The organism is Neochlamydia sp. S13 (assembly GCF_000648235.2).
GTDB lineage: Bacteria > Chlamydiota > Chlamydiia > Chlamydiales > Parachlamydiaceae > Neochlamydia.
The window spans coordinates 1,997,907-2,024,098 of sequence record NZ_AP017977.1 but is presented as its reverse complement, the minus strand read 5'-3'; the positions used below and the strand labels follow the sequence as shown (position 1 = coordinate 2,024,098).

Below are 26,192 nucleotides of genomic sequence, written 5' to 3'. Positions count from 1 at the left end.
ATGCCTAGCTTCTTCCTGTCAAGGAAAGTTGTTCTTCCAGCCATAACACTCTGCAGAAAAAAAGAGAAACTTCTTGTTATTATAAATGTGTAGGTTATTTTAAGCTTGCTTAGTTGCCGGAAGGAAAGCGGATTACTTGTTTAAAGATAGGATGGCTAAAAGTTTTTTATTTCATTTTAGCTCACCCTAATTTAAAAAGTACTTACGACCATTCTACAATTGAAAACGCTGCCTTATTTTTTCGGCGATATCTTTCAAAGGGTTTTCCGCTAATTCAAGCTTGGTAAGCTGAGGCAGCTGCCCTATTTCTGCAGGAAGGGTGGTGAGTTGGTTTTGGATTAAGTAAAGCCTTTGCAGCTTAGCCAACTGCCCGATTTCTGTAGGCAGAGTGGTGAGCTGGTTTTCTCTTAAGTCAAGCGTTTGCAGCTGAGGCAGCTGCCCTATTTCTGCAGGAAGGGTGGTGAGCTGGTTTTGATTTAAGTAAAGCCATTGCAGCTTAGACAGCTGCCCTATTTCTGCAGGAAGGGTGGTGAGTTGGTTTTGGATTAAGTAAAGCCTTTGCAGCTTAGCCAACTGCCCGATTTCTGTAGGCAGAGTGGTGAGCTGGTTTTCTCTTAAGTCAAGCGTTTGCAGCTGAGGCAGCTGCCCTATTTCTGCAGGAAGGGTGGTGAGCTGGTTTTGATTTAAGTAAAGCCATTGCAGCTTAGACAGCTGCCCTATTTCTGCAGGAAGGCTGGTGAGCTGGTTTTTTCTTAAGTCAAGCCTTTGCAGCTTAGCCAACTGCCCTATTTCTGTAGGCAGAGCGGTGAGCGGGTTTTCTCTTAAGTCAAGCGTTTGCAGCTGAGACAGCTGCCCGATTTCTGCAGGAAGGCTGGTGAGCTGGTTTTGATTTAATTCAAGCAATTGTAGCTGAGACAATTGACCTATTCCTGCAGGCAGATTGGTGAGCTGGTTTTGATTTAATTCAAGCAATTGTAGCTGAGACAATTGATCTATTCCTGCAGGCAGACTGGTGATCTGGTTTTGATTTAATTGAAGCCTTCGTAGTTGAGACAACTGCCCGATTTCTGCAGGAAGGCTGGTGAGCTGGTTTTGGCTTAAGTTAAGCGTTTGCAACTGAGACAATTGACTTATTCCTGTAGGCAGAGCGGTGAGCTGGTTTTGATTTAAGTAAAGCCCTCGTAGTTGAGAAAGCTGCCCTATTTCTGCAGGAAGGGTGGTGAGCTGGTTTTGGCTTAAATTAAGCGTTTGCAACTGAGACAATTGGCATATTTCTGGGGGTAAATAAGTCAAGCCTGCGTTAGATAAATCTAAAGCCGTGATGCTTTTACAATTTTCTTCAATCCAATCTCTAAAAAGCTCTCCTTTTTTTTGTAGAGGCAAGTGCTTAATTTCTTCTCGGCTCAAGTATTCTTCTCCACCAGGAAGTTTTTTCCAAAGTAAAAGGCGATTAATATTTAAGAGATAAGAAGAGTAATTAGCCAGCGTTAAGCCTCTTTTTTCTTCTGTTTTCCATTTAAATTCCAAAGGAGAAATAGATTTAGCTAAGGTAATAACTTGTTTAAAAACTTGATAAACTTTTTCAGTAGAGGTAAGTCCAGGATTGAGTTGATAAACTTTAGCTAACATAAGAGTTCGCTGGGTAAGGGTATTCTTCGTGGGAAAATGAAGCTGGGCTATTTTTTTATAAAGAGAAGGCATGACTTCAGTAGCCAGCAGATGATGCCATCTTTTACAGACGCTAAATAAGGAAGGAACTACGCAAGCCTCTAAGATAGGGAGCAACAATTCATTGGGCAAGCATTCCATAGATGTCGAAGAGATAGGATGCATTTTATTTTCTTGGGTAGTAATAACTTTTTCAGCATTTTTATTTTTTAAAAACAATATAAAAATAAAAAAAACAAGTCAAACGAATTCGTATCCTTATCACCGCGGGGTATCGGCTAACTTGTTAAGCAAAGAGCAAGCTACCGTGCCTTGTAGGTGATAGCTAGATGTAGAAGATTTTTGCTCAGCTTTGGGCCGGCCAGGCGTAGCATGCTTTTGAGTTGCTATAACTTCAGATTCTATAATCTGTATATATTTAAGTTTTTTTACAAACTTATCTAATTGGCGCTTAGCATCGCTAGGACATGAAAACTCTTGCTGCATGAGCTTAGTAAAGGCTTTAGCTTCTTTTTCACTGTCCTTAAGTTAATGCTTAGATCAAGTACGGTATTCTCTTTGATAGGTCACCTGACTGAAGATGACTACCCATCTTTGTTCAAAGCCTGCATAGCAAGAGGTACTCTCAAAAGCTTGATAGCCTTCTACTATTACTACAGTTTTGTCGTAAGGCACTTCGAATATGAGTTCTTTTACCTCTTTGATTTGCATGGGAACGCGTGTGGCAAATAAGCTTTGTTCTCTTTTAAAGACTTGTAAGGGAGCTGACTATGGAGGAACGTAAATGACTATTTGTGTAAATGGACAAAACGAAAATATCGCAAATACAATAGACACAAGATCAAAGCATGTCACTCTATAGCACAGATTGCAAAGTCTTCTCCCCATTTATTCGTTCATTGGAAGCTTGGTTATATACCAATGGTTTAGATAATGAGAACCGGATGAGTCCAGAGGCTCCCGTCCGGCTCTAAGAGAGGATAGGAGTGAAATTCTCCTGCTCTACTCACTCACCAATTGTTTATCAAGCTTTACGACAAGGGCTTAGAAATTATTACTAGGCTTAGAAAGTATATGAAAAACAAGCTAATTTCACTGGTAGATAAGATTTTATTAAGAAAGCGAGGGGATTGAAAGCGTTAAAAATAAATTGAAAAACTCTTGTCAAATCGAACATCCTCGGACATTGCAGCGCTTGAAATTTTTTTGCCAATCTAATCAGCGGAATAGTGGCCTATGCTTACGAGCCCTGTAAGCCCTGCATGCAATTTACTCGCACGGAAAAGCAAAAGTTAATGAGTTGGCTTACAGCTTAGGTATAATTGAAGCAGCCTTAGAGGGTTTTCGTATCCGATAACTCGCGGTATTTTAGGAGAGGTTAAGCATGCTTGGATTAAAGCTTGAGCTATTCGATGCTTGGTCTGCATTTATCCGTTGCATTCTTAAAAGTTACAGGCAAGCCTTTTTCCTTCTAAACCTATCATTAATCTTTTGTTTTCCTCCTTTTTCTACTAAAAAAAGCATCCTCTGCTAAATGTTATCAATCTAACATTTTAGCAAGCTTGGGCTGTACCAATTAAGGCTTGTATCTCTTTTTCTAAGGTGCCATCTATTTAATCATCCTACCGCTTAGAAGAGCCTGCAATATAATTTTTAGAATAAGAAAGAAGTTGAATGCTTGGATAGCTTTTAAGAAAGTCTCCTTTAGTTGTAAACCTAATTTTATATAATTTTAATAGAGAGAAAGAGAGGGGCTTATCATTAATGCATAAATAATGGTTTTTAGGATAGGAACTTGCTACTAGACCCATAAAAAGAAAAGATGGCAAGCATTTTTCATGGAACGAATTTATTAGAAATTATCAAAGTATACACAAAAATTTAGCAGAAAATGAAAAATAATCAATGTTTGAGCCGGTTGATAAAAAGGAATAGCTATGATTTTTTCTCAAGCCCTTCTTAGAAAGATACTTAGCATAGTTGCATTTTATTTTATTCTTAGAAAGTCTACCAAGCAAGAAGAGGTAAGCCGGTTATTTAAGACTGTTGCACAACTTTAATTTCACGCTTGTAGCCCCTTATTCTTAGATATTTGAAGCTAAAAATTTGAGGAAGTGTACCTGAATAGAGTTTTCAAACACCTATGTGACAATCTTTTTCCTAAATTTTCGTAAGATTGTTTTTAGCCTGAGTTTTTCTTAAATTATGTTAAGATTTAAATAAAAATAAAGCTTAAGATAGCCCTACAGCTGTCTTTTTTGCTTGAGTGCTTGTTTTATAATTAGTTAAACATAAGACGCAAAAGTAAGATTATTTTTCGCTAAGTGAAGAAAAATGTTGCACAATATATCCAAAGTTAATATTTATTACTTCGTCATGAAACTCAAAAAATCAGGAGGCAAATCACCATGGCATTAAAAGATACGGTCAAAAATTTAAGAGACCTGCTTCAGAACATTACTAATGATTTAGAAAAAGCTGAGAAAGGCAATAAAGCAGCTTCTCAGCGTGTTCGTACAGGAACCGTTAAGCTTGAGAAAGTTTCTAAGCTTTATCGTAAAGAATCTATCAAATCTGAAAAAACGACGAAAGGTACAAAGAAAACGGCTAAAAAAGTAACTGCTCCTAAAAAAGCTTCTAAGCCAGCTGCAAAACCAATCGCTACAAAGCCAGCTGCAAAACCTGCAGCCAAGCCAAAAGCTAAAGCACATAAAGCTAAGGCACGTCCTCTTTCTTTAAAAAGACCTACCGCAAAACTTCCTACGAAGCAAGTGGGCTGGAGATAATTGATAGTTTTTTAGGGGGGTTATTACCTCCCCTTTACCTCACTTTCCTCATCGAATTCGAAAAACTTATCTGACCTGGTGAATAAAAAATCCAACTAGCAGGCGCACTTATATTTTTTAAGTTGCTTACGTTGTTGTACAAAGCTTCTAACTGTTCCTAAATCACCTTGCTTTTATATAGCTGCTTATTTAACCTTATTATTTGACCAAAATTTAATAATCTAGCGATATGCCTTATTCTAAACAAACTCGTTTTGCGAATGTTAAAATCAATGAATTTTCTAAGAGAGGACATGGCTTAGGTCGCATCGAACGTTCAGAAGAGGAAATTAAGGAAGCTGAGATAGCGTTTACCATCCCTGGAGATGCAGTCTATTCTGTGCTACATGGCAAAAATAAAACGCACTGGGTAGGAGGAATACAAAGAATTATTGAGCCTTCCAAAGACCGAATTATTCCTAAATGTATACATTTTGGCTCCTGTGGTGGATGCCAATGGCAACAAATGTCTTATGATACTCAACTGCGTTATAAAGAATCTTTAGCTAAAGATATTTTCCGCAGTGTAATCACGCCAGAGACCCATCTATTTCCTATTATGCCCTCTGAATCTGAGTGGAATTACAGAAACAAAATGGATTTTACCTTTTCAAGAGATCTAAATAAAACTAAGTACTTAGGCTTGATTCTTGACTCTACCAAAGGAAAGGTTTTTAATCTTGTAGAATGTCATCTTCCCAACCCCTGGTTCACTCAAGCTGTCCATGCGGTAAAATCTTGGTGGGAAGAGTCAAATTTAGAGGCCTATTACCCCATCAAGAATACCGGTTCATTAAGGTCCTTGACGCTACGTGAAGGAATGAAGACAGGAGACCGCATGGTAATGTTGACGGTCTCTGGTAACCCTGATTATGCTTTGCAAAATCGCCACCTTGAGAGCTTTGTCCATGCGTTACATAGTGCTATTGAGCCACAACAGTCAAATGCTAAGCTAAGCATATTTGTTAGGATACAACAGATAAGTCCAGGAATGGCCACTAACTTTTATGAAATGTTACTTTATGGACCTCAGTATATTGAGGAAGAACTAGACATTCAGGCAGATATTGAAAAGCCTGCAGAAACTTATAAGTTTAGAATTAGCCCTTCTTCTTTCTTTCAGCCTAATATAAGGCAAATAGAAAAGGTTTATTCTTTAGCCCTGCAATTAGCGAAGGTAAACAAAGAAGATACCATCTATGATCTTTTTTGCGGCTCAGGGGTGTTAGGTATTTGCGCTTCAAAGAACGTTAAGCAGGTAATAGGCATAGAAATATCTCCGGAGACAGCTTTTGATGCGCGTCAAAATGCTGCTTTAAATAATAGGCAGAATGTCACTATTATTTCAGGAGCGGTGCGCTATGCTTTGGGCCAAATTCAAGATGAAAATTTATTTCCTCTACCTGATTTAGTCTTATTAAATCCTCCACGTGCGGGTCTCGATCCTCTCACCATGAAACATTTACTTCGTCTCAATGCTCCCAAAATCCTCTATATTTCTGGCAATCCTCAGGCCCATGTAGCTAATATTGCTGAGTTATCGCAGAATGGTTATACGGTAAAATATATTCAACCTTATGATCAATTTCCTCAAACTATCCATGTCGACAGTTTGATTCTCCTAGAAAAAACTCCATCAAACATATAGGCTCTTTTTGAAATTTACGATTTGTAAGGCTGATGCTTGCTCCCGTGCAAGAGTAGGAATCATAGAAACTGCCCATGGGGCGATAGAAACGCCTGTTTTCATGCCTGTAGGTACACGGGCAGCTGTTAAAACCTTGACTAATCAGCACCTGTTAGATATGAAGGCTCAAATTATTTTGGGCAATACTTATCATCTGATGCTTCGTCCAGGGGTAGAAATTTTGGGTAAAGCTGGTGGTTTGCATGCTTTTATGAACTGGCAAAGCCCTCTTCTTACTGACTCAGGAGGATTTCAAGTTTTTTCTTTGTCTGCCCTTAACAAGGTCACGGATAAAGGAGTCCATTTTCAATCGCATATCGATGGTTCGCGTCACTTTTTGGGACCCGATGAGAGCATGTTCATTCAAAAAACTATAGGCTCTGACATTGTGATGGCATTTGATGAATGTACGCCTTATCCGTGTGAAAAAAAAATTGTGGAAAAAAGCTTAGAAAGAACCCATCGCTGGGCGGAGCGCTGTAGAAATTATGATTTGCAGCCTCATCAAAATCTTTTTGGAATCGTACAAGGTGGAGTGCATGCTGATTTACGTCAGCAGTCTGCCCAGTTTTTAGCTAATCTAGATTTCCAAGGATATGCTATCGGTGGCCTTTCCGTTGGCGAGCCTGCTTCGGTGATGTATGAGGTGCTTGATCATACAGTGCCATTTATGCCGGTAGAAAAACCACGCTATTTGATGGGAGTAGGAACGCCTCGTAATCTAGTGGAGAGTGTAATGCGGGGAGTCGATATGTTCGATTGTGTGATGCCTACACGAAATGCACGAAATGGCACGGCTTTTACCTGGGCCGGAAAAGTGCAGATAAAGGCTGCTCGTTATGCTGAAGATTTTTCTCCTCTCGATCCATCTACGCCCTCCTATACTTCTCAGTTCTCTAAGGCTTACTTACGCCATCTCCTCAATGTGGATGAAATGACTGGCTTAACATTAGTCACGTTACAAAATCTAGCCTTTTATCTAGATTTTATGCAAAAATTAAGGGAAGCAATAAAAAATGATACTTTAGCCGATTTTTATCAAAAAGTTTGTGCCTTGTATCCGCATTAAAAGGATGAAATATGATTAAGAAAATGACTTGCTTTTCTACACTTGGCTTTACTCTATTGAATAATACGATAGCTTTTGCGCAAGAGGGCACTAACCTTGAAATCGTTCCCCGTGATCAAGGAATGACTCAAACTTTTGTAATGATTGCGATCGCTCTGATTTTTTTCTATTTGATCTTATGGAGACCGGAGCAAAAACGTCGTAAAGCCATAGAAGAGCAGCGTAGCGCCTTGAAAAAAGGCGATCGAGTAACTGCTATGGGGATTGTCGGAACGATCGTGCGTATAGAAGAGAATACTGTTATACTTAAAATGTATGATGGCTCAAAAATCGAGATGCTTAAAGCAGCTATTACTGATGTAATAGCAGCCACAGAGGAAGAAGCTAAAAAAGCTGATAAAGAAGAGCGAAAAGTTGAGGAAAAAAACTTTTAAGGAAGATAGCTATGCCACTTGATGATGATTATTCTCACAAAAGGCAAGAGATGGTAAGAACACAGCTTCTTGCCCGAGGGATTACTGATCCAGCTACCCTGGAAGCTATGCGGCATGTCCCTCGCCACTTATTTGTTCCTGCTTCTATGCAAGAAGATGCCTATGAAGATAGGCCTTTACCTATAGGGGAGGGGCAGACTATTAGCCAGCCTTTTATAGTTGCTTTGATGAATCAATTAGCTGAAATTACTCCTAGTTCAATTGTATTGGATATTGGCACCGGCTCTGGCTATGCAGCAGCTGTAGCTGCCTATACAGCGCAAGAAGTCTATACTGTTGAATTTTTGCCTAGCCTAGCGTATGCGGCTCAACAATGCTTTAAACAGCAAGCCTATCATTCTATCCATTGTAAGGTGGCAGATGGCTCCTTAGGCTGGCCTGAACATGCCCCTTATGATGCTATCATTGTTGCTGCAGGTGCTCCTGCAATTCCTCAAACTCTTATCAAACAACTAAAAATTGGCGGTCGCCTGATTATTCCTGTGGGCGATAGCTTTAGCCAACTTCTACTGCGTCTGCGTAAAACCTCTGAGGAAACATACACTCAAGAGACCTTTGAACCTGTTCGCTTCGTTCCTCTAATAGGTAAAGAAGGATGGGAAAGTTAGGAGAAAAATGGCCAGCAAACTAGGAGAATAATGAAAAATTATTTTATCTTACGCCATCCAGTTCGCGTCCGGTTAGCTTCGAGGGGAATTTTTTTCTTGTTAGCTGTTGCCCTCCTATTCTCTAGGCCACTTTCAGCAAAAGTTGTAGAAACGCATCGTTTTGCTGATATTCTTCAAGAGGTAGATTCACATTCTATACTGTTTTTTGACATTGACGATACCCTGATTAATACGACGAGTATGCTAGGCAACACGCCGTGGTGGAGCTATTTTGTATCTAAAATGGCTACTGCTAATTTGTCTAAAGATGAGGCACGTTTAGAGATTAATAAAATCATTCAAAAAATTATGCTTCAAGTTCCGATGCGGCTGATAGATCCTTCTGCTGCTGAAATTATTAGACAACTTCAGCAAAAGGGAATTCTTACTTTTGCTTTAACAGCTCGTTGTTTAAATCCTGACTACATGCAAAAGGCTGACCTTTGTGCCTATAAACATTTAAAAAGTGTCGGCATTGATTTTTCTCTTAATCGACTGCCAAAATTGATTGATTCTAACTCCTACAAATGCTTTTCTCAAGGCATCATTTTTACCGATTATCAAGATAAAGGCCCTTTCTTAAAAGATTTTTTAAATTATCATTTTCTTCGCCCTAGTAAAGTTATATTTATCGATGATAGTCCGCGCCATATGAGGTCGGTGGAAAGCATGATGGAGACTATGGGTATACCATTTTATGGTTTTAGATACAGCCAGCTAGATCATTTTCATAAACAATTTGATCCTTTACTAGCAAATATTCAACTAGAAGCATTTCTTCAAAATGATCGCCTACTATCAGATGAGGAAGCATTAGAAATAGCTCAAGCGCAACCTGATAAAAATCCAGACTATTTTATTAATGAGCTTATAAGGAAGTGGCAAAATTGAAGCTTTTAATATGCTTGCCTAATTTTTTATACGTGTTTTACATCTATTTCCAGCTTTCATGAGATAGACGTTTCCTGCCCGGCAGTCTTTTCACCACTCCGGCTTCCTTACCCTATTTTAGCACATCGCTTTTGCCCTCCTCTCTTGAATAGTCTTGATCTAGGCATGCTTTTTTTACTGATTCCCATGGATTATTCTCGAGGAGTTCCCTTAAGCCTTCCTTATCAGATATAAGGCCTCCTAAGCTTTTTACAACTATGATAATCGGCTCGGCCTAAAAATCCACAGGGCATGGGAGGATAAGATAAAACTGAGAAAGAAATAAGACAAACTGCTCAAGCTTTTATAAAACATAGACGACTCTCCCTTTTTTATTAAAATAAAAATTGCTTAATAAAGAAGAAAAAGAGTAATTTTCTGGCAAAAAGGTAAGGGCTAGTTCTTTAAAAAGCAAGCTACCTCTGCCTCATAAGGTAATAGCTTACATAAAATCTTAAGGAGCTTTTATATGATGCCGTCAGATTCTATTTCTAACGCCCAGGCAACTTTCCGTACTACAGTTTCAGAGAATATAGAAGATCCCGTCTCAGGAGAGCTGATGACTCGGGCGGTTACTTTGTTTCCTTGTGGTCATACCTTTAATGAAGATACCGTCATTCAATGCTTAGCACGCAATAAACTTTGTCCCCTAGATAGAACTCTTATTGAAAGGCATGCACCTAACTACACGGTCAGGCACCTGGCCGAAACGGCTGAATCTCATCCATTAGAGGAAATTAAGCATGAGCCTAGTGAGGAAGCTGCAGGACATTTCTTGCGTGGTAAAGAACTTGCTGAAAAAGGAGAGCATGCCACTGCTATAGAAGCTTTATTGCAAGCTTTGCAATTAACTCCTACGTATGAAAAAGCCCAAGCCTATCTTGAATTTTGCCTTAAACGCTCTTCCGAAGCTTCTTCATCTTTACAGCCCCTTCCTCTCGTTTTTTCTGATAAAGATAAAGAAAAAAAACTTCCTTCTTTAGGCTCTTATAAAGAGCGCTACACTGAGCTCTTATTCAATCTTTTAGAAGAACCTTCCATTCAAGAGCATTCAACCTTAAAGAAAATACTAGAGAATCAATTGGAAGAGTTGATGAGCCAGGACAGTGAAGAACTGAACCAGGAAGGAAAAATAAGTTATAAATGGACGGAAAAATTACTCGGAGAAAATAAAAAGATTAGGCAATTTGCCCTTGAAAAACTGCGCCAAATCCACCAAAGTTCTTCCTCTCTTGCCTCAACCGCTCCCCAATCTTCTATTTCTACCTCTTCTTCAACCTCCTCTAAAGAAATTCAACCTCTTTCTCCTCTATCTGTAACACCTCTTTCCATGGCCTCTCTTTACAACGCAATCATCCAAGTTCATTTTTCTGAAGGGAATGGGGATTTTATAAAACAAGCGCGTATTTTAGATAAGATTTATGAAATTGACTCTACTCTTCCTATTGAAGAAAAAGTGCCCTACATCTTTCAAAAGCTCTTTACTTTGGCCGCTTCTCTTTCTCCTACAGAATTTGAAGGAAATGCTAAGGAAAGCAAGGCTTTTACCCTTTCAAATTATTCCTCCTATCTATTAAATATTAACCGCCTCTTACTTTGGCAAAAGCTACCGGGAGGAACAGAGTTCTTAAACCAACCACAGATTCAAGCTTTACCTTTAAAGAAAAAAGGAGAGCTGCTAACGCAGTGGATAGAAGAGCATGGTAAAGATATCATCTCTCTGAACTTAGATAAGTCAGGCTTGACGTCTTTACCACCAGAAATAGGGCAGCTTTCTCAGCTGCAAAGACTTGACTTAGCTAGCAACCGATTAACCGCTATTCCTGCAGAAATTGGGCAGCTTTCTCAGCTGCAAAGGCTTAACTTAGCCGGCAACCTGCTAACCAGTATTCCTGCGGAAATCTGGCAGCTTACTAAGCTGCAGTGGCTTTGTTTAGGCTACAACCTACTCACCGCTATTCCTGCGGAAATAGGGCAGCTTTCTCAGCTGCAAGCCCTTTACTTATACTGCAACCAGCTAACTAGTATTCCTGCGGAAATCTGGCAGCTTTCTCAGCTGCAAAGCCTTAACCTAGCCAGAAACCGATTAACCGCTATATCTGCAGAAATTGGGCAGCTGTCTCAGCTGCAAAGCCTTGACTTAGGCGGCAACCCACTCACCGCTATTCCTGCGGAAATCTGGCAGCTTTCTCAGCTGCACACCCTTTGGTTAAGCAACAATCAACTAACTACTATTCCTGCGGAAATCGGGCAGCTTTCTCAGCTGCGAATGCTTTACTTAAGCGACAACCAGCTAACTACTATTCCTGCTGAGATCGGGCAGCTTTCTCAGCTGCACATTCTTTGGTTAAGCAACAATCAACTAACTACTATTCCTGCGGAAATCCGGCAGCTTCCTCAACTTAGACAGCTTAAAATTGAGGGAAATCTCTTTTAGGGGAGTGTCTCTTAAAGTGAATAGAAGTGTTTTCTTACAAAAGAGGCGTGGCAAGCATAAGATATTTTTAGGCTAGAAAATAGGCTGCTTATTAAAGATTATTTTCATGCTTACCCCTCTTTCTAGACAAACTTTTTTCTAAGAACTAAATGCACCCTTTTGTAGTTCATCATAAAATGATAGATGCGATTAGACCGAAAAGGGCTGCGGATATGAGACTCTAGGTTTTCAATTAAGTTAGGACTGTAAGGTGGATAGGAAGAGAAAGTGAACTTTATTAGGAATCTTAACCTTTTCGACACCATTATAACTTTTGAGCTTACCCTCTTTCTACTGTTATGCTTGTCTGTCTGTCTGTCTGTCTGTCTGTCTGTCGATGAGGATAGTGGTAGAGTCGGGGTTTAATCTTTAAGCTTTTCCTTAAATGATGATTGATTTTCTTAAACAAATGGGTATCTTCCTACTTCTTAAAATAAGTGCAAACCGTGTTCCAAGGAGGAAAATCTTTGGGTAAATAATGGCAGTGAAAATCGGTTCGTAAGACATAAGAAATAGATTCCATTATTTCCCTTTTTACATGTTTAAAGGGTCTACCTCCTTTGCTGTAAGCTACTTCAAAGTAAACTTTAATAGTTTCACATTCATAATCTGATAAATTACTAGGATAGATAGTCCTCATGCTTACTTCCCTTTTTCTCTTAAAATTATCTTAAATAAGTTATTTTGCATCAACTGCTTGGATCATTAAAGGCTGAGATCAATAAGTAAAGAAAAAGAAACAGAGATTACCGAATAAGTTTTAAGCTTTCTTGATCTTTTTAAGCTTGCTTAAAATACAGAGAGTAAGGCAATATAGCGCTACATTCTGCACCGGTAGCTCAATCGGATAGAGTACCCGGCTACGAACCGGGCGGTTAGAGGTTCAAATCCTCTCCGGTGCAATGATTATCCATACAATTGTATCAGGTCCTTTTCAAACGAATGCTTATGTCATTAGCTGCCCTGCCACTTTGCAAGCAGCAATCATTGATCCTGCTCCAGGAAGTGCGCCGGTAATTATAGATTATCTCACTAGAAATCACTTATTTGCTTCCAAAATTCTTTTAACTCATTCGCACTGGGATCATATTGCTGATGTAGCGCCCCTTAAAAATAAATATAAGATTTCTGTGTATGTCCATTTGTTGGATGCAAATAATGTAGAAAACCCTGGAAGTGATGGCTTGCCTTGTTGGATTGATATAGAGGGAGCTAAACCTGATCATTATGTGAAAGCTGGTGAGAAGGTTTTTGTAGGGAATGTTACTTTTGAAGTCATCGAGACTCCTGGTCATACCCCTGGTGGTATTTGTTTTTATAGTCAAGAAGAGCAGCTGTTATTCTCAGGGGATACTTTATTTAAAGGTACGATTGGCAATTTATCTTTTCCTACGGCACGACCTTCCCTTATGTGGGATTCCTTATCAAAGCTTGCCAAGCTACCGCCTGATACGCGTGTATTTCCAGGACATGGAGAGGCCACTACGATAGGTGCCGAAGAATGGCTAGAGAGGGCCGAAGAGTTTTTTGGAAATTAAAGATAAAGATTAAAAAAGGAGTTTACGATGGGTGTGTTAGTGGGTAAGCAAGCCCCAGAATTTAGGGCAAAAGCGGTTATAGAGGGGCGAATTATCAACAATTTCTCATTGGTTGATTTTTTAGGCAAAAATGTTGTTTTTTTCTTCTATCCTTTAGACTTTACTTTTGTGTGTCCTACAGAGTTACATGCCTTTCAAGAAAAAATTGAAGAATTTGAAAAGAGAGATACTCAATTGGTTGCTTGTTCGGTAGATAGTCCCTATTGTCATGCGGCTTGGCTAAATACTCCTAAATCAAAAGGAGGCATTCAGGGCCTAACTTATCCCATCGTGTCTGATATGAACCGTTGTATTGCCTGCGATTATGATGTGCTTATTCAGCATGAAGGCATTGCCTATCGAGGGCTTTTTATTATAGATAAAAAAGGTGTTGTACGCCATCAGGTTGTCAATGATTTGCCATTAGGCCGTAATGTCGAAGAAGTTCTGCGGATGTTAGATGCCTTGGTCTTTATCGAAGAGAATGGCGAAGTTTGCCCTGCTAATTGGCAAAAAGGTAGTAGAACGATGAAGCCTACTAGCGAAGGGCTTGAGCACTACTTTACTTCTGTTTAAATGTTATAGGGCTTTTTTGCCTATTTAATTAGTAAGTGTAGCGCTGTGATTGGTTTTATAGTGTTTTAATTAAGGGCAATGATTTTGATCATTCCCTTACTTGGTTATGAAGCTTAATGATTTGTTTGAGCTCCTAGTCACCTGATTTTTAGGTCTTCATCTAATATCTTTAAGGTTCATATCCAATGCTCTGTACAGGACAAAAATTGAAAAAGCCCGTCTAAAAATTTATACTGTTATCTTTTACGAGGAGAAAACAGATGAAAGAAATAGACGAGCTAAGAGAAGTTTTAAGTCAAACTTTAGATTGGAACCGAGCAAGACTTACATGCTTTTGCCAAATTGTTCTAGCTCTTTTTAGGGTTAGAAGCGTTAATCTTACTCAACTAGCCACAGCTTTTCAAGGAAAAGCAAAACTAGACTCCCACTATAAAAGGCTACAGCGCTTTTTCCGAGAACTAAAATTTGACATGTTGGATGCTTTTAAAATCATTTTACAAATATTTCCTATTAAAAGGAAAGTATGGCTGATTATAGATAGAACAAATTGGCAGGTAGGTAGCAAAAACATTAATATTTTAACCTTAGCGATGGCCTATGAAGGAACAGCTATTCCGTTGGCCTGGTTTGTGATGAATAAAGCTGGTAATTCCTCTACTAATGAACGCATAGAAGTTTTAGAAAAAGTTATTAGGCAATTAGGCCCATCAAAAATTGCAGGTCTTATTGGAGACAGAGAATTTATAGGGAGTCAATGGTTTGATTATCTGATAAAAAGTGAGATTCCTTTTTATATGCGTATTAGGGAAGACACTCTAGTGGAAGGAGCAAGAAATGGCTATGCAGTTTCTCTTAGAGACGTATTTCGTCATCTAAAAGAGGGTAAAAAAAAAGTGTTAGCTCAACCTTTACAGATGCTCGGCCATTCCTTTTATGTAGCTGCAAGCCGTCTAAAAGATGAGCTTTTACTCGTGGTCACTAATAAAAATCCAAAAAAAGCTATAAGCATCTACAAAACTAGATGGGAAATAGAGACCTTATTTGCTTGTCTAAAAACGCGAGGCTTTTGCTTGGAAGATACGCATTTAACATATACTGACAGAATTGAGAAACTTATCTTTGCCTTAAGTATTGCTTTTTGTTGGGCGTATAAACTAGGTAATATAGCTGCAAATGTAGTCCCTATTAGCATTAAGAAGCATGGTAGAAAAGCTAAAAGTTTGTTTCGCTATGGGTTGGATAAAATAAGGAAAATCTTATTGGGAACACCTAGGTATTTTAACCTTTTTCTTTGGTTGCTAAAGCTTTTTGACCCCTTGTTATCCTCAAGTATACCTAAGAGGGTTTTTTTATGAAAAAATTATTTTTTGTCCTGTACAGAGTATCCAATGAACATAATCTTTTTAAGTTCTTGAGTATTCATCTTTTGCGCTTTTTTTTAATAACGATTGCCTTTACTCTCTTCTTTAATCAATCACCAAGCGCTTTTTTGAAAAATTTTGCTGAGGATAGATAAAGTTTTTTTTATGCCCTTTTCCGCAAAATATTTGTAAACATTTGTAAATAAATATTGAGAGATTAAAATTTATTTTATTAACATTTTCTCTAAGAAATCAATCAACGAAAGCATGCAAAAATCCTTTCACCATATGCTCTTTTATGCAATATATAAGAAACAAGAAGGGAAAATACTAAAGACCTAGCAAAAATTAGGTATCGGCTACGCTTAAGAGTTTGATTGCCAGCTAGTATGGTCGGACATCGTGCGAGGATAGATCGAATGGCAGCATATACAATATACATTTAACTTAATAAACAAGTGTTTACAAAATATGAAAAAACTCATTCAAGAAATTGCGCATTTTAAAAAGAACCTTAGCGAGGAGGGGCGCGCGCTTTTTGCTCGGTTGGCACTCGGGCAAAAGCCAGAAGCACTTTTTATTGCATGCTCTGATAGTCGCCTAATGCCTAGCCTTTTTGCTTCTACTCATCCCGGAAATATATTTGTGCTAAGAAACATTGGAAATTTAATACCTCCAGCTTCTTCCTCACCTTACGATAGCAGTGCTTCGGCAGTATTAGAATTTTCTACATTTTCTCTTAACGTTTCTGATATTATTGTTTGCGGTCATTCTGAATGTGGAGCTATGCAAGCTCTAGCTCGAGGGGTCGATGGCCATACTTGCCCCCATCTTGGTTCCTGGCTAAAGCATGGAGAAGAAGCTTTAAACAAGGTGAGAAAAGGACTTAGTATTAACCCTTCTTTATCCGAGCATAATCAAATCTCTCAAATTAATGTGCTTCAACAAATGCAACATGTTATCAGCTATCCTTTCATTCAAGAACGCGTGGAAAAAAAGCAGCTTCGAGTGCATGGATGGTGGTTTGATATAGCACAAGCGGATGTCTATTGTTATAAGCAAGATCTTCATCAATTTGTTTTGATTGATGAAGAAGAAGCAAATCTAATCGCAAATAATTTAAGCTAGTTTGTAATTAATTGATTTTTTTAACAGATTTTTAACTCGTGCTCTCAAAGCATAGTGATAAAGATTATAAAAATAAAATAGTTAACGTGTGGACTAAAGACGAGCGAAGGAGGAAAATATGGATAGTTGGCAAGGAAAATCTTGCTAAATTCTTTAATCCCTAGCCCACACTATTGATAAACCTACTGATCCTAATACTTCAAGGTTGGCTCTTTAATTATCGAACGCTTGGTGGCAAAAGTAGCTCTAGGTATTTATATTACAGCACACGTGTATGTATGTTAGAAGAGCAAGGTGTTTTTGCATGTTTTAAGAAAAGATGCTTAGCTAGCTTGTTTATGAAATAATTTATCAAAGAAGCTTAACCTTGAATTCAAGGCCCCTCCCTTAAAAAGACGAGGGCGAGGAAAAACCCGTCCTACATTTATACAGGTTACTATCCCAATAACGGCACACACTTTGAAGACTGTCTTCAATATTAAGTAAACGATTATATTTGGCGACTCGGTCTGTACGAGAAAGAGAACCTGTTTTAATTTGCCCCGCATTTGTAGCCACCGCTATATCGGCAATTATGCTGTCTTCAGTTTCCCCCGAACGATGAGAAATAATAGCAGCATAGCTATTGTTTTGAGCTAAGCGAATAGTTTCTAACGTCTCAGTTAAGGTACCAATCTGGTTGGGTTTAATTAAAATGGAATTAGCGACATTTAGGTCAAAACCCCGCGACAGGAATTTAGGATTAGTCACGAAAATGTCATCTCCTACTAGCTGAATTTGATGTCCTAATTTTTTAGTAAGATGCTGCCAACCCAGCCAATCATTTTCGGCCAGTCCATCTTCAATTGAATCGATAGGAAACTTCTTTACCAAATTTTCTAAATAATCTACGACTTCTTCGGCTGTTCGTTCGATAAAGGGTCTCTTTCTTTTTTGTTTCTTTTTCTCTTTATAAAGATGAGTAGATTCATCATAGAACTCAGAAGCCGCGCAATCTAATGCTAGCGATACATCGATGCCAGGACGGTATCCTGCTTTTTCGATGGCTGAGACTATCATTTCTAAAGCGATCTCATTGGACTCAAGATTAGGAGCAAAGCCTCCTTCGTCACCTACTGCCGTAACATGGCCTTCTTCTCTCAGTATTCCTTTTAAAGTATGAAAAATCTCTGCTCCCCAGCGTACAGCTTCATGAAAGGAAGGAGCTCCTGTAGGTCGAATCATAAATTCTTGGAAATCAAGCAGATTATCAGCATGAGCTCCGCCATTAAGAATGTTAATCATCGGGCAAGGAAGAATATGGGTATGAGCTCCACCTATGTAGCGGTATAAGGGAAGTTTAGCGTTAAGGGCTCCTGCTCGTGCTAAGGCTAAAGAAGCTCCTAAAATTGCATTGGCTCCAAAACGACTTTTATTTTCACAGCCATCACTGGCGATCATCAGACGATCTAGACGAGCCTGATCAAAGACATGCTCTCCTACTAGAATTTGAGCGAGGGGTCCATTCACATGTGTGATAGCTTTTTGCACCCCTTTACCTGCAAAACGTCTCTTATCTCCATCTCTAAGCTCTAAGGCTTCATGCTGGCCTGTCGATGCACCTGAAGGCACTGAAGCTTCGGCACTAATATCACGATCGGTAGTAATCATGACTTTAAGGGTAGGGTTACCGCGCGAATCCAAAATTTCTATAGCTTTTACTGAGCGAATATAAGACATGCTTTTACCTTCGAGTTAATTTTTTTAAGATATATTCTAGGCGGTTTCTTATCAAGTAACTCTTCTAGAGGGATAAAATTTTGAAATTGCTCGCTCTCAAATGTCTACTCATAAGCTGTTAAGCACATTCTTCCTAAACCCTATCCCTCAAAAAAATGGATCCTTAAGCCAAGAGCAGAGGAGGGTCAGTTACAAAGGTAAGGGCATAATTTCTTTAACCTCCGCAAGAAGACAGAGTGATGACCGTAAGAAATGAAAGGGCGGCAATTACTGGTAAACTTTTTAAAATTTTAATATAAAGGAAAAGCTAACGGCGTAAGTGTTCTTGCGATAGAGCTTCTAGCAAATACTGATAAGAAGCAAAGCGTAAGGGAGAAAGCTTTTCGTTTTCTACGGCGGCATGTACAGCACATTCTTTTTCATGTGTATGAGAACAATTAGGAAACTTGCACTGTTGTCCGATTTCCTCAATTTCAGGAAAGTATTGCTCGACTTCTTCTTTATTAAGATCCCATAAGCCAAAACTTTTAATTCCTGGAGTGTCTATACACCAGCCGCCAAATTCTAACGGAATAAGCTTTGCCGTGGTAGTAGTATGAGAACCTTTTTTAGTCTTCTCCACGACTTTTCCTACTTTAAAATTAAGGCCTGTAATGGCATTAATAAGAGAGGATTTACCTACGCCTGATTGCCCTGAAAAAACGGACGCTTTATTTTTCATTATGCTTTTTAGCTGATCTAACCCTTGTTCGTTAACAATACTAACAGGTATTACATGAATCTGCGCGGCTTTATAAGCATGCAGAAAATCCTTATAAAGTTCTTTCTCAGTCGCGGGTGTGGTAGGATGATCGAGTAAATCAATCTTGTTGACCACTATTACAGGTTCCATACCGCCTTTGCGCGCGGCTATAATGTAGCGATCCACAAGAAAAGGCTTAAGGGGTGGATTGACGACGGAAACAGTAATTAATACCTGATCTATATTAGCAGCGATTAATTGCTCTTGACGCCTTGAAAGATTGTCAGCGCGCGATAAAACAGAATAACGTTCTTCAACATGCGCGATAAGGCCTTCCTGAGCATCTGTTCTTTGAAATAACACCAAATCTCCTACGGTAACAAGATTTTTAAATTGTGTTTTTTCCTTTTTTAACAGACCACGCATAGAACAGGCATAGATTGCATCCTCATGCTCTACCATAATTCCTTGAGGGGTAATGGATAGAACTCTTCCCCGTAGTAAATCTTCTTTGGCAAGTTTAATATTTTGATGGAGTTCTTTATTTTTTTGCCGTTTATCTCTATCTGTTTTTTTGTATTTGGAACGATCTTTTGCAGAGGCTAGTTTACGCTCTTTCCGCGAATTTTTACGGTCATCTTTAAAATAATCGGCTTCAAGGTCACAACCTACCCATTTTTTTGGCATACGTGGCAGATCATCTTGTTTAGAATTTTTCATAAAAGTTCTCTCTTTTGGCGCAAACTATAAAGTAAGAGTCCTGCTGCTACGGAAACATTGAGAGATTCCATTTCCCCAGACATAGGAATGGTGATCGGTGAACCGATAGAAAAAGCTTCTTGAGAAGGCCCTTGAGCTTCATTGCTTAAAACTAAAAGAACTCCTGCCGAAGGCTTTATCTGTTCAAAAGGGACTCCCTTAATGTCAGCAACTAAGCCTTGTAAGTTGTTTACTTTAATAATCTCTTGTAAGTCTTTCCAAGCACCTTGACGCATAGGAATTTTAAACACAGCCCCACGAGAGGCACGCAGGGCTTTCTCATTAAAAGGATCGCAAGTTTCCTCGAGTAAAAAAATGCCTTCCCATCCTAAAGCTATGGCTGAGCGAATAATGGTACCTAGATTGCCGGGATCGTTGATACGATCTAACGCCAAGAGGTATTTTTTTCCATAAAGATTAGAGAATTTAGGCATAGGTGCTTCAGCTAGGATGCCTTCAGAAGATTGGAGGCCTGATACTTTTTGAATGAGCGTAGGAGCAGCTAAAATAATTTTTTCGGCTTTCACATTTTTAGGTAAAAGATGGGGAGAGGAAGCTAAGATAGTTTTAAAAGTAAGCAAAGAACTGGCCTCAGCGATTAATTTGATCCCTTCAAGCACGAGGGCCTGATGATGCCAGCGATAATCATGATTTTGACGTAGCTTTACTAAATGTTTAATTAAAGGATGCTGAGGGCTAGAAAGTTCTTTCATAAAAATAAAGATTTATTACCTTGGGATAGCTAACTATAACTTTTTTTACTCCATCTTGCAATAGATGAATCGAGGCCTTTCTCTCTTCTCTTATGTTCTTTAGGAATTACAATGCAGAGTTTTGTTTGTTGCCTTAAGCAATTTTTTTAGTTTACTATTAAGTATAAGAGCTAAAGATATAGCTTAAAGATTTTAAACCGTTCATTTTAAGAGTCTATTAAGCATTTTCAAAGCGATGAATATCTTGCCTAAAATATCTCCTATTTTCATTGGAGGTTCTAAAAAAATTTAAAAGAAAGCTAAGATATTAGAGGAGAGCTTTGGTTTTTAACTAGATTGATAAGTTTCTTGTTTTTTTGAAGTCCATAGCTGGCATGCCGAAGCGCTTTACCATTTTGTTGAACGGCTGTAAGCACCATGTTCTCATCATTTTTAAAATTTTGGCTAGCATACTCAAGGGCTAAACCATTTTGCTTGAGAGCAACAAGCACGACATTTTTATTATCCTTTAAAGCGGGGCCAATATACTCAAGGGCTAACCCATTTTGCTCAAGAGCAGCAAGCACGACATCCTCATTATTTTTAAGTTGTTCGCTAGCGTACTGTATGGCCCAGCCATTCTGTCGCACAGCTTCAAGTACAATTTCTTTATTATCTTTAAGTTTTTCGTTAGCATACTGCAGGGCCCAGCCGTTCTGTTGAACGGCGGCAAGTACGATTTCCTTATTATTTCTAAGTTCTTGGCTAATTTCTTGAAGCATCGAGCCGTCTTGCCGGACCGCAGCCAGGACCACTCGCTTATCATTTTGAAGCTCTTTGCTAGCATGCTCAAGAGCCCAACCATCTTGCTGAACGGCGGCAAGCACCACACTTTTGTTGTTTTTGAGGTTTTCACTCGCATACTGAAGAGCCATGCCCTTTTGCTTAACAGCTGCAAGTACAATATCTTTATCATCCTTAAACTGTTCGTTAACATATTCGAGCGCCCAACCATTTTGCTTGACAATAGCAAGGATCAACCTTTTATTGTTCTTAATCTCTTTATTGCTGTTTTGGAGGGCTAGGCTCTTTAGTTCGACATTTGGTGTTACAGTTTTTTTTCCCTTGCTTTTACGGCAAGTAAAATCATAAATTCCTATGCTTATATTTCCTAGAATAGGAATCAATAAGATTATACATCGTTTAAAGCTTTTAAGTCTGAGGTGAGCATAATAAGGGCTTTCAGAAGAACTCTGCTCGTGATTAAAATGTAAAAGGACACATTTTTGGAAAATATCAACTAAATTAGTCACTGTGCTAACTAGGGGAATATAGTCTGCAATATTATCAATCGAACAGCAAGCTTGAGATAAATCATGGATTTTCATTGAGGCTTCCATATCAATTGGTTGAACTAATAAGGAAATTAATTTTAATTAAAGAATTATTTAAAATCTATAAGCTTTATTTTTCTTCCATTTAAGGGGAAAGTGTAGAGCAAGGGAAAGTAGGCCTATTTGTCCCCATAGTTTTAAGGGATTTTAGGCGCCCGAATTTTGATCAATATGCCTTTTTAAATAAGTACTAAAGTTATCTATTTCCTAGTCAGCCTAGCTAGTTTGATGAGCTCCTCATTTTTTTGTAACTCCCGGCTAGCATATTGAAGGGCCCAGCCATTCTGTTGGACAGCCGCCTGCACAATATCTAGATTGTCTTTAAGGGCAGAGCTAGCATATTGAAGGGCCCAGCCATTTTGTTGGACGGCAGCAAGCACTACATCCTTATCATTTTGCAGTTGTGGGCTAGCAAATTCAAGAGCGTAACCATCTTGCTTAACGGCGGCAAGCACCACATCCTTATCGTTTTTAAGCTTTTCGCTAGCATAGCGAAGCCTTGAAGGTCTTTTTTTAACGGCAGCCAGCACAATGTCTTTATCGTTCCTAAGCTCCTCGCTAGCCTCTTCAAGGGCCCAGCCCTCGTTCTGAATGGCAGCAATGATCATCTTTTTATTTTTTTTAAGCCTTTCGCTGGCCTCTGTAAGAGCCCAGCCGTTTTCTTGAATAGCAGCAAGCACAATCTTAGGATCATCTTTAAGCCTGGGGCTGGCGTATCGAAGGGCCCAGCCATTTTGCCGAAGAGCCGTAAGTACAACATCCTTATCATTCTGCAGCCTAGGGCTAGCAAACTCAAGGGCCCAGCCATTTTGCTCGACTGCCGCAAGTACAATGTTTTTATTGTCTCTAAGCTCTCGGCTAGCATATTGAAGAGCTTCGCCATTTTGCTTAACGGCTGTCAGCACGATATCTTTATCTTTTTGAAGTTCTAAGCGAGCGCCCTTAAGAGCAAGGCCTTCTTTCTTAACAATAGCAACTAAAGCCTCTTTATCTTTTTGAAGAGTTGTATGTTTAGAAGAAAGATTCTTATCTTGTTGCTTTTTATTATCATTTTTTCGATGCAAGAAGTCTAGGATGGCAATGGTGAGATTACCCAAAACAGGAATCAGTAAGGTTATACATCTTCTAAAGCTTTTGCCACTCAGGTGTTTATAGTAATGGCTCTTTACTAAGCTTTCCTTTGATATGAAGGTCGAGATAATGCATTTCTGGAAGAGATCAACTAAATTAGTGACCGTGCTGATAACAGGGATATAGTCAGCGATATTATCTATCCTACTGCATGCCTGAGATAAATTGCTTATTCCCATTCTGTATCTCCTTAATAGCTTATTTAGACTTGGAAACAAATTTAATTTTAGATTCATTTAAATCCAACAAAAAAATGATTTTTTTTCTCCGGTTATTCAAGGGCCTGCTTTTTATTGTTAAAATTGGAGGTAAATAATATTTTTAAATTCCTGATTTTATTTCTTAAATGAAATGATCCTTATAGAGTGTTAGATAAGCTAATGAGAAAAATCGTTAAAAAGAGTGCTGTCGGCAAGGACTTGGTAGCTTAAAGAGCGATAGCTAAAAAGTTAAGGTTTAGCTTTTCTTTAAACGTTGATCTTGCTTCCTTCCAAGACGTTTAACCTTATATTGCTTTGACAGGATTTAATTATGGACAGCTTTTTATTAGTATGCTCTATGCTTGAAGAACTTATAATTTAATGTTTTTTATACTGCTGAGGGCTTTAATATTTTAAATTATTTCATGCATCTGGCATAAGCTGCATAGAGGAAAGAGTTTAAGCGGTATATAGATAGGTCCTGAAAATTGAAAACCTGGGGAACAAGTTTGAATAGATTTTAAAAGGAGATATTCGAAAGTTTGCTTCCGTTTATCATAAAGCCCACATTCCGCAAGTTAATTTCCCTCGTCATCTAATTTCTGCCAAAGGGAACTAAAACCAGTAAAACATGTCTCATGTTAGGGTTTAAATTAAGGATTAATTCTTGTATGCTTTCATGTAAAAGGCTTAAGGTAAAATCCAATCCATTAATTATCATTAACTTGACGCTTTTCCTCTGATCATAATCGCTCTGGGATATGAAGAGACCACCGGGACTATCATAATCCCTTGTGTAATTTTGTTACCCATTGCAAAAACAATTTTAAGGTGACCAAGACCCGTGCTACTTATACTTTTCCATCGTTTATGTTCTCACTTTCTTTGCTTTGAAAAGAACAGGATTAGCCTTTTCTAAAAAAACTTAAAGCAATTTCCAGTATCAATAAAAATAATATCCGGGAATCGCTACAACCTGCGGAATGTGGGATAAAGGAAAGAAAATTTTTTATTTAAAGGAAGGGGAGCTGAAAGGGCTTAAAGATGTTTGGCTAGACAAAGAAAAAAGCTGTTTAATTTGGCCATTCAGGATATTCCTAAAAGTATTGCCTAAAAGCTTAGTTATCCTGAAAGGCCAGAATTAATAGAGGGATATTTGCTTTTATTTGAAATTAACCATGGAGGGTTCAAAAATAAAGCAAAAGAAGAAGCTCTTTTCTGTATTGAAAAGCAGTGGCTTGGAGCTTTTATACCCCAGCTGCTAATCATCAAACAAAATTTCTCCCTGCTGCCGGCTCTGCAGCCAATATAAAAATATTTCATTAAGCTTAGAAAGTTGCTTATATTGGCATGTAACCCGAGGGATTAATTCCTCTACCCTTTAGTTTTCTTTATTTAGCTCTGCCAAAAAGAGTGAGGGCTCCTCCTCCTATGATCATGGCTATTCCACCAATAATGTACCACATCGTATTGTCTGTATAACGGCCCGTAACATCTTCCACAACCTTCTCTGTGAATGCTTGAGAAGAATTGATACCAAATAACAGAAGAGCAATTCCAACTGCTAAGCTAACCAAACCTAATATACGCATAAATTTCTCCTGAGATAAATAATTTAAAAATTAGCTAATTTTATACGAGTGATAGAAAAGCTTTTCACGTTCTCCATTCTACTATTTCAAGCTGTAAAATTATTATAACTGGCTTCTATATTTTGTATAGTTTTTTCCTAGCCTTAAAAGATTTTTGCAAAAGCCTTTAGTTTAAATTCGGCCAATGTTTGGACTGCTGAAGCATTTTTATGCTTTCCTCAGCTGCTTGCAGATTATGCAAAATAGCGTTCTTTTCCGCTTCTTGCAATAAAAGGCCCATGCTTTTACCAGGCAAAACTCCTAGAGATTTAAGCATACTGGCAGTCACTAAAGGCTGTTTTTTTATCGCTCGTTTAATATGAGGTTTCAAGCGTTCCTGATTTTGTTCATGCTCTTGATAAAAAGCTTCTTCGCTATCTTCAGATAGACGGGCTGCGAAGATCTCTAAACATACTTGAGAGTATGAATGAGCGTAAAAGTGGACCCATTCAGGATCAGAAAGCCCTGGGGCTAAAGATAAAAGCTGTTTTCCAGTCTGCACAAAAGTAGCAAGTTTGGTCTCCTCCGTGCTGAGGCGCAAGTAACTGCAAAGGTTTTGCAGCTGTTGCTTATCAAAAGAGGGGAATAGCTCAAGGATATATAAAATAGTAGGAGTATAGGTAGGGAATTTGGAAAAAGGGCTAAGGTATTGACTTAAATCTTTTAGATGCAAGTGAGCAAGTGAAGGAAAAATAACTGGCAATAGACCTAAACGGTGCATTTCCATCAAAGCATTTGCGAAATGAGGGTAGCCAGCCATTTTTACAAATTCTTTCCACACCCTTTCTATAGCAACGGCTGGAAAAAGAGTGTTAGCCTTTTCTTGAATAGCTTGTTGGGTGGCTTCATCTAACCGAAAATTAAAGCGGGCAGAAAAGCGTATAGCTCTTATCATGCGTAAACGATCTTCAGAAAAACGTTCAAAAGGGTCTCCCACTGTGCGGATAAGGCCTAATTCTAAATCTCTTCTTCCTTCCACGTAATCATAAATCTTTTCTTCCAAAGGGTCATAGAACATGCTATTGATAGTAAAGTCCCGGCGTTTTACATCTTCTTCTTCATTTGATAGCTCGATGCTTGTTGGCTTTCTACCATTGACATATTCTAAATCTTTTCTGAAAGTAGACACTTCAAATTGATATCCCTCCAATATGACGATGACCACTCCAAAAGCAAGGCCTACTAAGAGGGTATGAGGAAAAAGTTTTAAAATCACCTCAGGGGGTGCATCGGTAGCAATATCTATATCAGCTGAAGGTTGGTTCATCAAATAGTCACGTACCCAGCCACCGGCAAAATAAGCTTTGTATCCCGCTTGGTTTAACTTTTTTACAATATCTGTGGCTAATTTTTTAATATACATAGAATCATGTTACTAAAAAAAGCTATAAGGAGGCAAGAGATAGCAGGGCATTCTTGCTATCTATAAAACTAACGATCATCTATTTTTCTTTTCCAAAGATGCTTGAGGAATGCTTTTATCTTT

General features: G+C 38.6%; 23 protein-coding genes and 1 tRNA gene. 13 read left to right on the top strand and 11 right to left on the bottom strand.

Features of this window, described 5'->3' with window-relative positions; genetic code table 11:
* Window positions 1–213: 213 nt before the first annotated feature.
* The 3 genes from TY21_RS07835 to TY21_RS11070 form a co-directional block, all read right to left on the bottom strand.
* A complete protein-coding gene (locus TY21_RS07835; protein WP_197725047.1) occupies window positions 214–1,833 on the bottom strand; it encodes a leucine-rich repeat domain-containing protein in 1,620 nt (539 codons plus the stop codon).
* Window positions 1,834–1,929: 96 nt separating this feature from the next.
* Window positions 1,930–2,154, bottom strand: a complete 225-nt coding sequence (locus TY21_RS07830) for a hypothetical protein (RefSeq protein WP_042240011.1) — start codon at window positions 2,152–2,154, stop codon at window positions 1,930–1,932.
* Between the two features lie 54 nt (window positions 2,155–2,208).
* Window positions 2,209–2,379, bottom strand: a complete 171-nt coding sequence (locus tag TY21_RS11070) for a hypothetical protein (protein WP_158623051.1) — start codon at window positions 2,377–2,379, stop codon at window positions 2,209–2,211.
* Window positions 2,380–2,685: 306 nt separating this feature from the next.
* On the opposite strand from TY21_RS11070, the gene TY21_RS11905 reads away from it, so the two are divergent.
* The 8 genes from TY21_RS11905 (at window position 2,686) to TY21_RS07790 (ending at window position 11,757) form a co-directional block, all read left to right on the top strand.
* Window positions 2,686–2,802, top strand: a complete 117-nt coding sequence (locus TY21_RS11905; RefSeq protein WP_079979870.1) for a transposase — start codon at window positions 2,686–2,688, stop codon at window positions 2,800–2,802.
* 1,274 nt (window positions 2,803–4,076) lie between these two features.
* Complete coding sequence (locus TY21_RS07820; protein ID WP_039383022.1) at window positions 4,077–4,454, top strand: histone; 378 nt, start codon at window positions 4,077–4,079, stop codon at window positions 4,452–4,454.
* A 229-nt stretch (window positions 4,455–4,683) separates the two neighbouring features.
* Window positions 4,684–6,141, top strand: a complete 1,458-nt coding sequence (gene rlmD, locus TY21_RS07815; RefSeq protein ID WP_042240023.1) for a 23S rRNA (uracil(1939)-C(5))-methyltransferase RlmD — start codon at window positions 4,684–4,686, stop codon at window positions 6,139–6,141.
* A gap of 7 nt (window positions 6,142–6,148) precedes the next feature.
* Window positions 6,149–7,249 (top strand): tRNA guanosine(34) transglycosylase Tgt, encoded by a 1,101-nt coding sequence (tgt, locus tag TY21_RS07810; RefSeq protein WP_042240026.1) that lies wholly within the window; start codon window positions 6,149–6,151, stop codon window positions 7,247–7,249.
* 23 nt (window positions 7,250–7,272) lie between these two features.
* Window positions 7,273–7,683, top strand: coding sequence for a preprotein translocase subunit YajC (gene yajC / locus TY21_RS07805; protein WP_197725095.1), 411 nt, complete (start codon window positions 7,273–7,275; stop codon window positions 7,681–7,683).
* 11 nt (window positions 7,684–7,694) lie between these two features.
* On the top strand, window positions 7,695–8,351 hold the full coding sequence (locus TY21_RS07800; RefSeq protein WP_042240030.1) for a protein-L-isoaspartate(D-aspartate) O-methyltransferase: 657 nt from the start codon (window positions 7,695–7,697) through the stop codon (window positions 8,349–8,351).
* Between the two features lie 30 nt (window positions 8,352–8,381).
* Window positions 8,382–9,281: a DUF2608 domain-containing protein gene (locus tag TY21_RS07795; protein WP_042240034.1), complete on the top strand. Its 900-nt coding sequence runs from the start codon at window positions 8,382–8,384 to the stop codon at window positions 9,279–9,281.
* Window positions 9,282–9,789: 508 nt separating this feature from the next.
* Entirely contained in the window at window positions 9,790–11,757 is a 1,968-nt protein-coding gene (locus TY21_RS07790; RefSeq protein WP_052354465.1) for a leucine-rich repeat domain-containing protein, read from the top strand.
* A 460-nt stretch (window positions 11,758–12,217) separates the two neighbouring features.
* On the opposite strand, the gene TY21_RS11900 is transcribed toward TY21_RS07790, so the two are convergent.
* Entirely contained in the window at window positions 12,218–12,436 is a 219-nt protein-coding gene (locus TY21_RS11900; RefSeq protein WP_042240038.1) for an IS5 family transposase, read from the bottom strand.
* Between the two features lie 188 nt (window positions 12,437–12,624).
* Here TY21_RS11900 and TY21_RS07780 point away from each other — a divergent pair.
* The 5 genes from TY21_RS07780 (at window position 12,625) to TY21_RS07760 (ending at window position 16,438) form a co-directional block, all read left to right on the top strand.
* Window positions 12,625–12,698: transfer RNA gene (locus TY21_RS07780), tRNA-Arg, on the top strand.
* Window positions 12,699–13,334 (top strand): MBL fold metallo-hydrolase, encoded by a 636-nt coding sequence (locus TY21_RS07775; protein WP_042240043.1) that lies wholly within the window; start codon window positions 12,699–12,701, stop codon window positions 13,332–13,334.
* A 27-nt stretch (window positions 13,335–13,361) separates the two neighbouring features.
* A complete protein-coding gene (locus tag TY21_RS07770) occupies window positions 13,362–13,949 on the top strand; it encodes a peroxiredoxin (protein WP_042240046.1) in 588 nt (195 codons plus the stop codon).
* Window positions 13,950–14,209: 260 nt separating this feature from the next.
* Window positions 14,210–15,304 carry an IS4 family transposase gene (locus TY21_RS07765; protein WP_130589634.1) on the top strand — a complete coding sequence of 365 codons (1,095 nt, stop codon included), beginning with the start codon at window positions 14,210–14,212 and terminating at the stop codon, window positions 15,302–15,304.
* A gap of 477 nt (window positions 15,305–15,781) precedes the next feature.
* Window positions 15,782–16,438: a carbonic anhydrase gene (locus TY21_RS07760; RefSeq protein ID WP_042242551.1), complete on the top strand. Its 657-nt coding sequence runs from the start codon at window positions 15,782–15,784 to the stop codon at window positions 16,436–16,438.
* A 387-nt stretch (window positions 16,439–16,825) separates the two neighbouring features.
* On the opposite strand, the gene eno is transcribed toward TY21_RS07760, so the two are convergent.
* The 7 genes from eno to TY21_RS07725 all read right to left on the bottom strand — a co-directional run bounded on the left by eno (window position 16,826) and on the right by TY21_RS07725 (window position 26,069).
* The gene (gene eno, locus TY21_RS07755; protein ID WP_042242554.1) at window positions 16,826–18,157 is read right to left on the bottom strand and encodes a phosphopyruvate hydratase; all 1,332 of its coding nucleotides are present in this window, start codon (window positions 18,155–18,157) and stop codon (window positions 16,826–16,828) included.
* A gap of 307 nt (window positions 18,158–18,464) precedes the next feature.
* Window positions 18,465–19,619 carry a ribosome small subunit-dependent GTPase A gene (gene rsgA / locus TY21_RS07750; protein WP_232044349.1) on the bottom strand — a complete coding sequence of 385 codons (1,155 nt, stop codon included), beginning with the start codon at window positions 19,617–19,619 and terminating at the stop codon, window positions 18,465–18,467.
* Window positions 19,616–20,371, bottom strand: a complete 756-nt coding sequence (locus tag TY21_RS07745) for an RNA methyltransferase (protein WP_042242557.1) — start codon at window positions 20,369–20,371, stop codon at window positions 19,616–19,618. The genes rsgA and TY21_RS07745 overlap by 4 nt, the downstream gene beginning before the upstream one ends.
* 299 nt (window positions 20,372–20,670) lie before the next feature.
* Window positions 20,671–21,738, bottom strand: coding sequence for a DUF4116 domain-containing protein (locus TY21_RS07740; RefSeq protein ID WP_052354595.1), 1,068 nt, complete (start codon window positions 21,736–21,738; stop codon window positions 20,671–20,673).
* Window positions 21,739–21,944: 206 nt separating this feature from the next.
* Window positions 21,945–23,054, bottom strand: a complete 1,110-nt coding sequence (locus tag TY21_RS07735; protein WP_052354596.1) for a DUF4116 domain-containing protein — start codon at window positions 23,052–23,054, stop codon at window positions 21,945–21,947.
* A gap of 1,412 nt (window positions 23,055–24,466) precedes the next feature.
* Window positions 24,467–24,667: a DUF3185 family protein gene (locus TY21_RS07730; RefSeq protein WP_042242560.1), complete on the bottom strand. Its 201-nt coding sequence runs from the start codon at window positions 24,665–24,667 to the stop codon at window positions 24,467–24,469.
* 166 nt (window positions 24,668–24,833) lie between these two features.
* Complete coding sequence (locus TY21_RS07725) at window positions 24,834–26,069, bottom strand: CCA tRNA nucleotidyltransferase (RefSeq protein ID WP_042242563.1); 1,236 nt, start codon at window positions 26,067–26,069, stop codon at window positions 24,834–24,836.
* Window positions 26,070–26,192: the final 123 nt, after the last annotated feature.

Bases quoted from the DNA above. Each gene is read 5' to 3' on its own strand.
- TY21_RS07795 (WP_042240034.1), top strand. From the start codon at position 8,382: ATGAAAAATTATTTTATCTTACGCCATCCAGTTCGCGTCCGGTTAGCT.
- rlmD (WP_042240023.1), top strand. From the start codon at position 4,684: ATGCCTTATTCTAAACAAACTCGTTTTGCGAATGTTAAAATCAATGAA.
- TY21_RS07740 (WP_052354595.1), bottom strand. From the start codon at position 21,738: ATGAAAATCCATGATTTATCTCAAGCTTGCTGTTCGATTGATAATATT.
- TY21_RS07725 (WP_042242563.1), bottom strand. From the start codon at position 26,069: ATGTATATTAAAAAATTAGCCACAGATATTGTAAAAAAGTTAAACCAA.
- TY21_RS07835 (WP_197725047.1), bottom strand. From the start codon at position 1,833: ATGCATCCTATCTCTTCGACATCTATGGAATGCTTGCCCAATGAATTG.
- yajC (WP_197725095.1), top strand. From the start codon at position 7,273: ATGACTTGCTTTTCTACACTTGGCTTTACTCTATTGAATAATACGATA.
- TY21_RS07765 (WP_130589634.1), top strand. From the start codon at position 14,210: ATGAAAGAAATAGACGAGCTAAGAGAAGTTTTAAGTCAAACTTTAGAT.
- eno (WP_042242554.1), bottom strand. From the start codon at position 18,157: ATGTCTTATATTCGCTCAGTAAAAGCTATAGAAATTTTGGATTCGCGC.
- TY21_RS07770 (WP_042240046.1), top strand. From the start codon at position 13,362: ATGGGTGTGTTAGTGGGTAAGCAAGCCCCAGAATTTAGGGCAAAAGCG.
- TY21_RS07760 (WP_042242551.1), top strand. From the start codon at position 15,782: ATGAAAAAACTCATTCAAGAAATTGCGCATTTTAAAAAGAACCTTAGC.
- TY21_RS07735 (WP_052354596.1), bottom strand. From the start codon at position 23,054: ATGGGAATAAGCAATTTATCTCAGGCATGCAGTAGGATAGATAATATC.
- TY21_RS07730 (WP_042242560.1), bottom strand. From the start codon at position 24,667: ATGCGTATATTAGGTTTGGTTAGCTTAGCAGTTGGAATTGCTCTTCTG.
- TY21_RS11900 (WP_042240038.1), bottom strand. From the start codon at position 12,436: ATGAGGACTATCTATCCTAGTAATTTATCAGATTATGAATGTGAAACT.
- TY21_RS11070 (WP_158623051.1), bottom strand. From the start codon at position 2,379: ATGCAAATCAAAGAGGTAAAAGAACTCATATTCGAAGTGCCTTACGAC.
- TY21_RS07745 (WP_042242557.1), bottom strand. From the start codon at position 20,371: ATGAAAGAACTTTCTAGCCCTCAGCATCCTTTAATTAAACATTTAGTA.
- TY21_RS07775 (WP_042240043.1), top strand. From the start codon at position 12,699: ATGATTATCCATACAATTGTATCAGGTCCTTTTCAAACGAATGCTTAT.
- TY21_RS07820 (WP_039383022.1), top strand. From the start codon at position 4,077: ATGGCATTAAAAGATACGGTCAAAAATTTAAGAGACCTGCTTCAGAAC.
- rsgA (WP_232044349.1), bottom strand. From the start codon at position 19,619: ATGAAAAATTCTAAACAAGATGATCTGCCACGTATGCCAAAAAAATGG.
- TY21_RS07800 (WP_042240030.1), top strand. From the start codon at position 7,695: ATGCCACTTGATGATGATTATTCTCACAAAAGGCAAGAGATGGTAAGA.
- TY21_RS07830 (WP_042240011.1), bottom strand. From the start codon at position 2,154: ATGCAGCAAGAGTTTTCATGTCCTAGCGATGCTAAGCGCCAATTAGAT.
- TY21_RS07790 (WP_052354465.1), top strand. From the start codon at position 9,790: ATGATGCCGTCAGATTCTATTTCTAACGCCCAGGCAACTTTCCGTACT.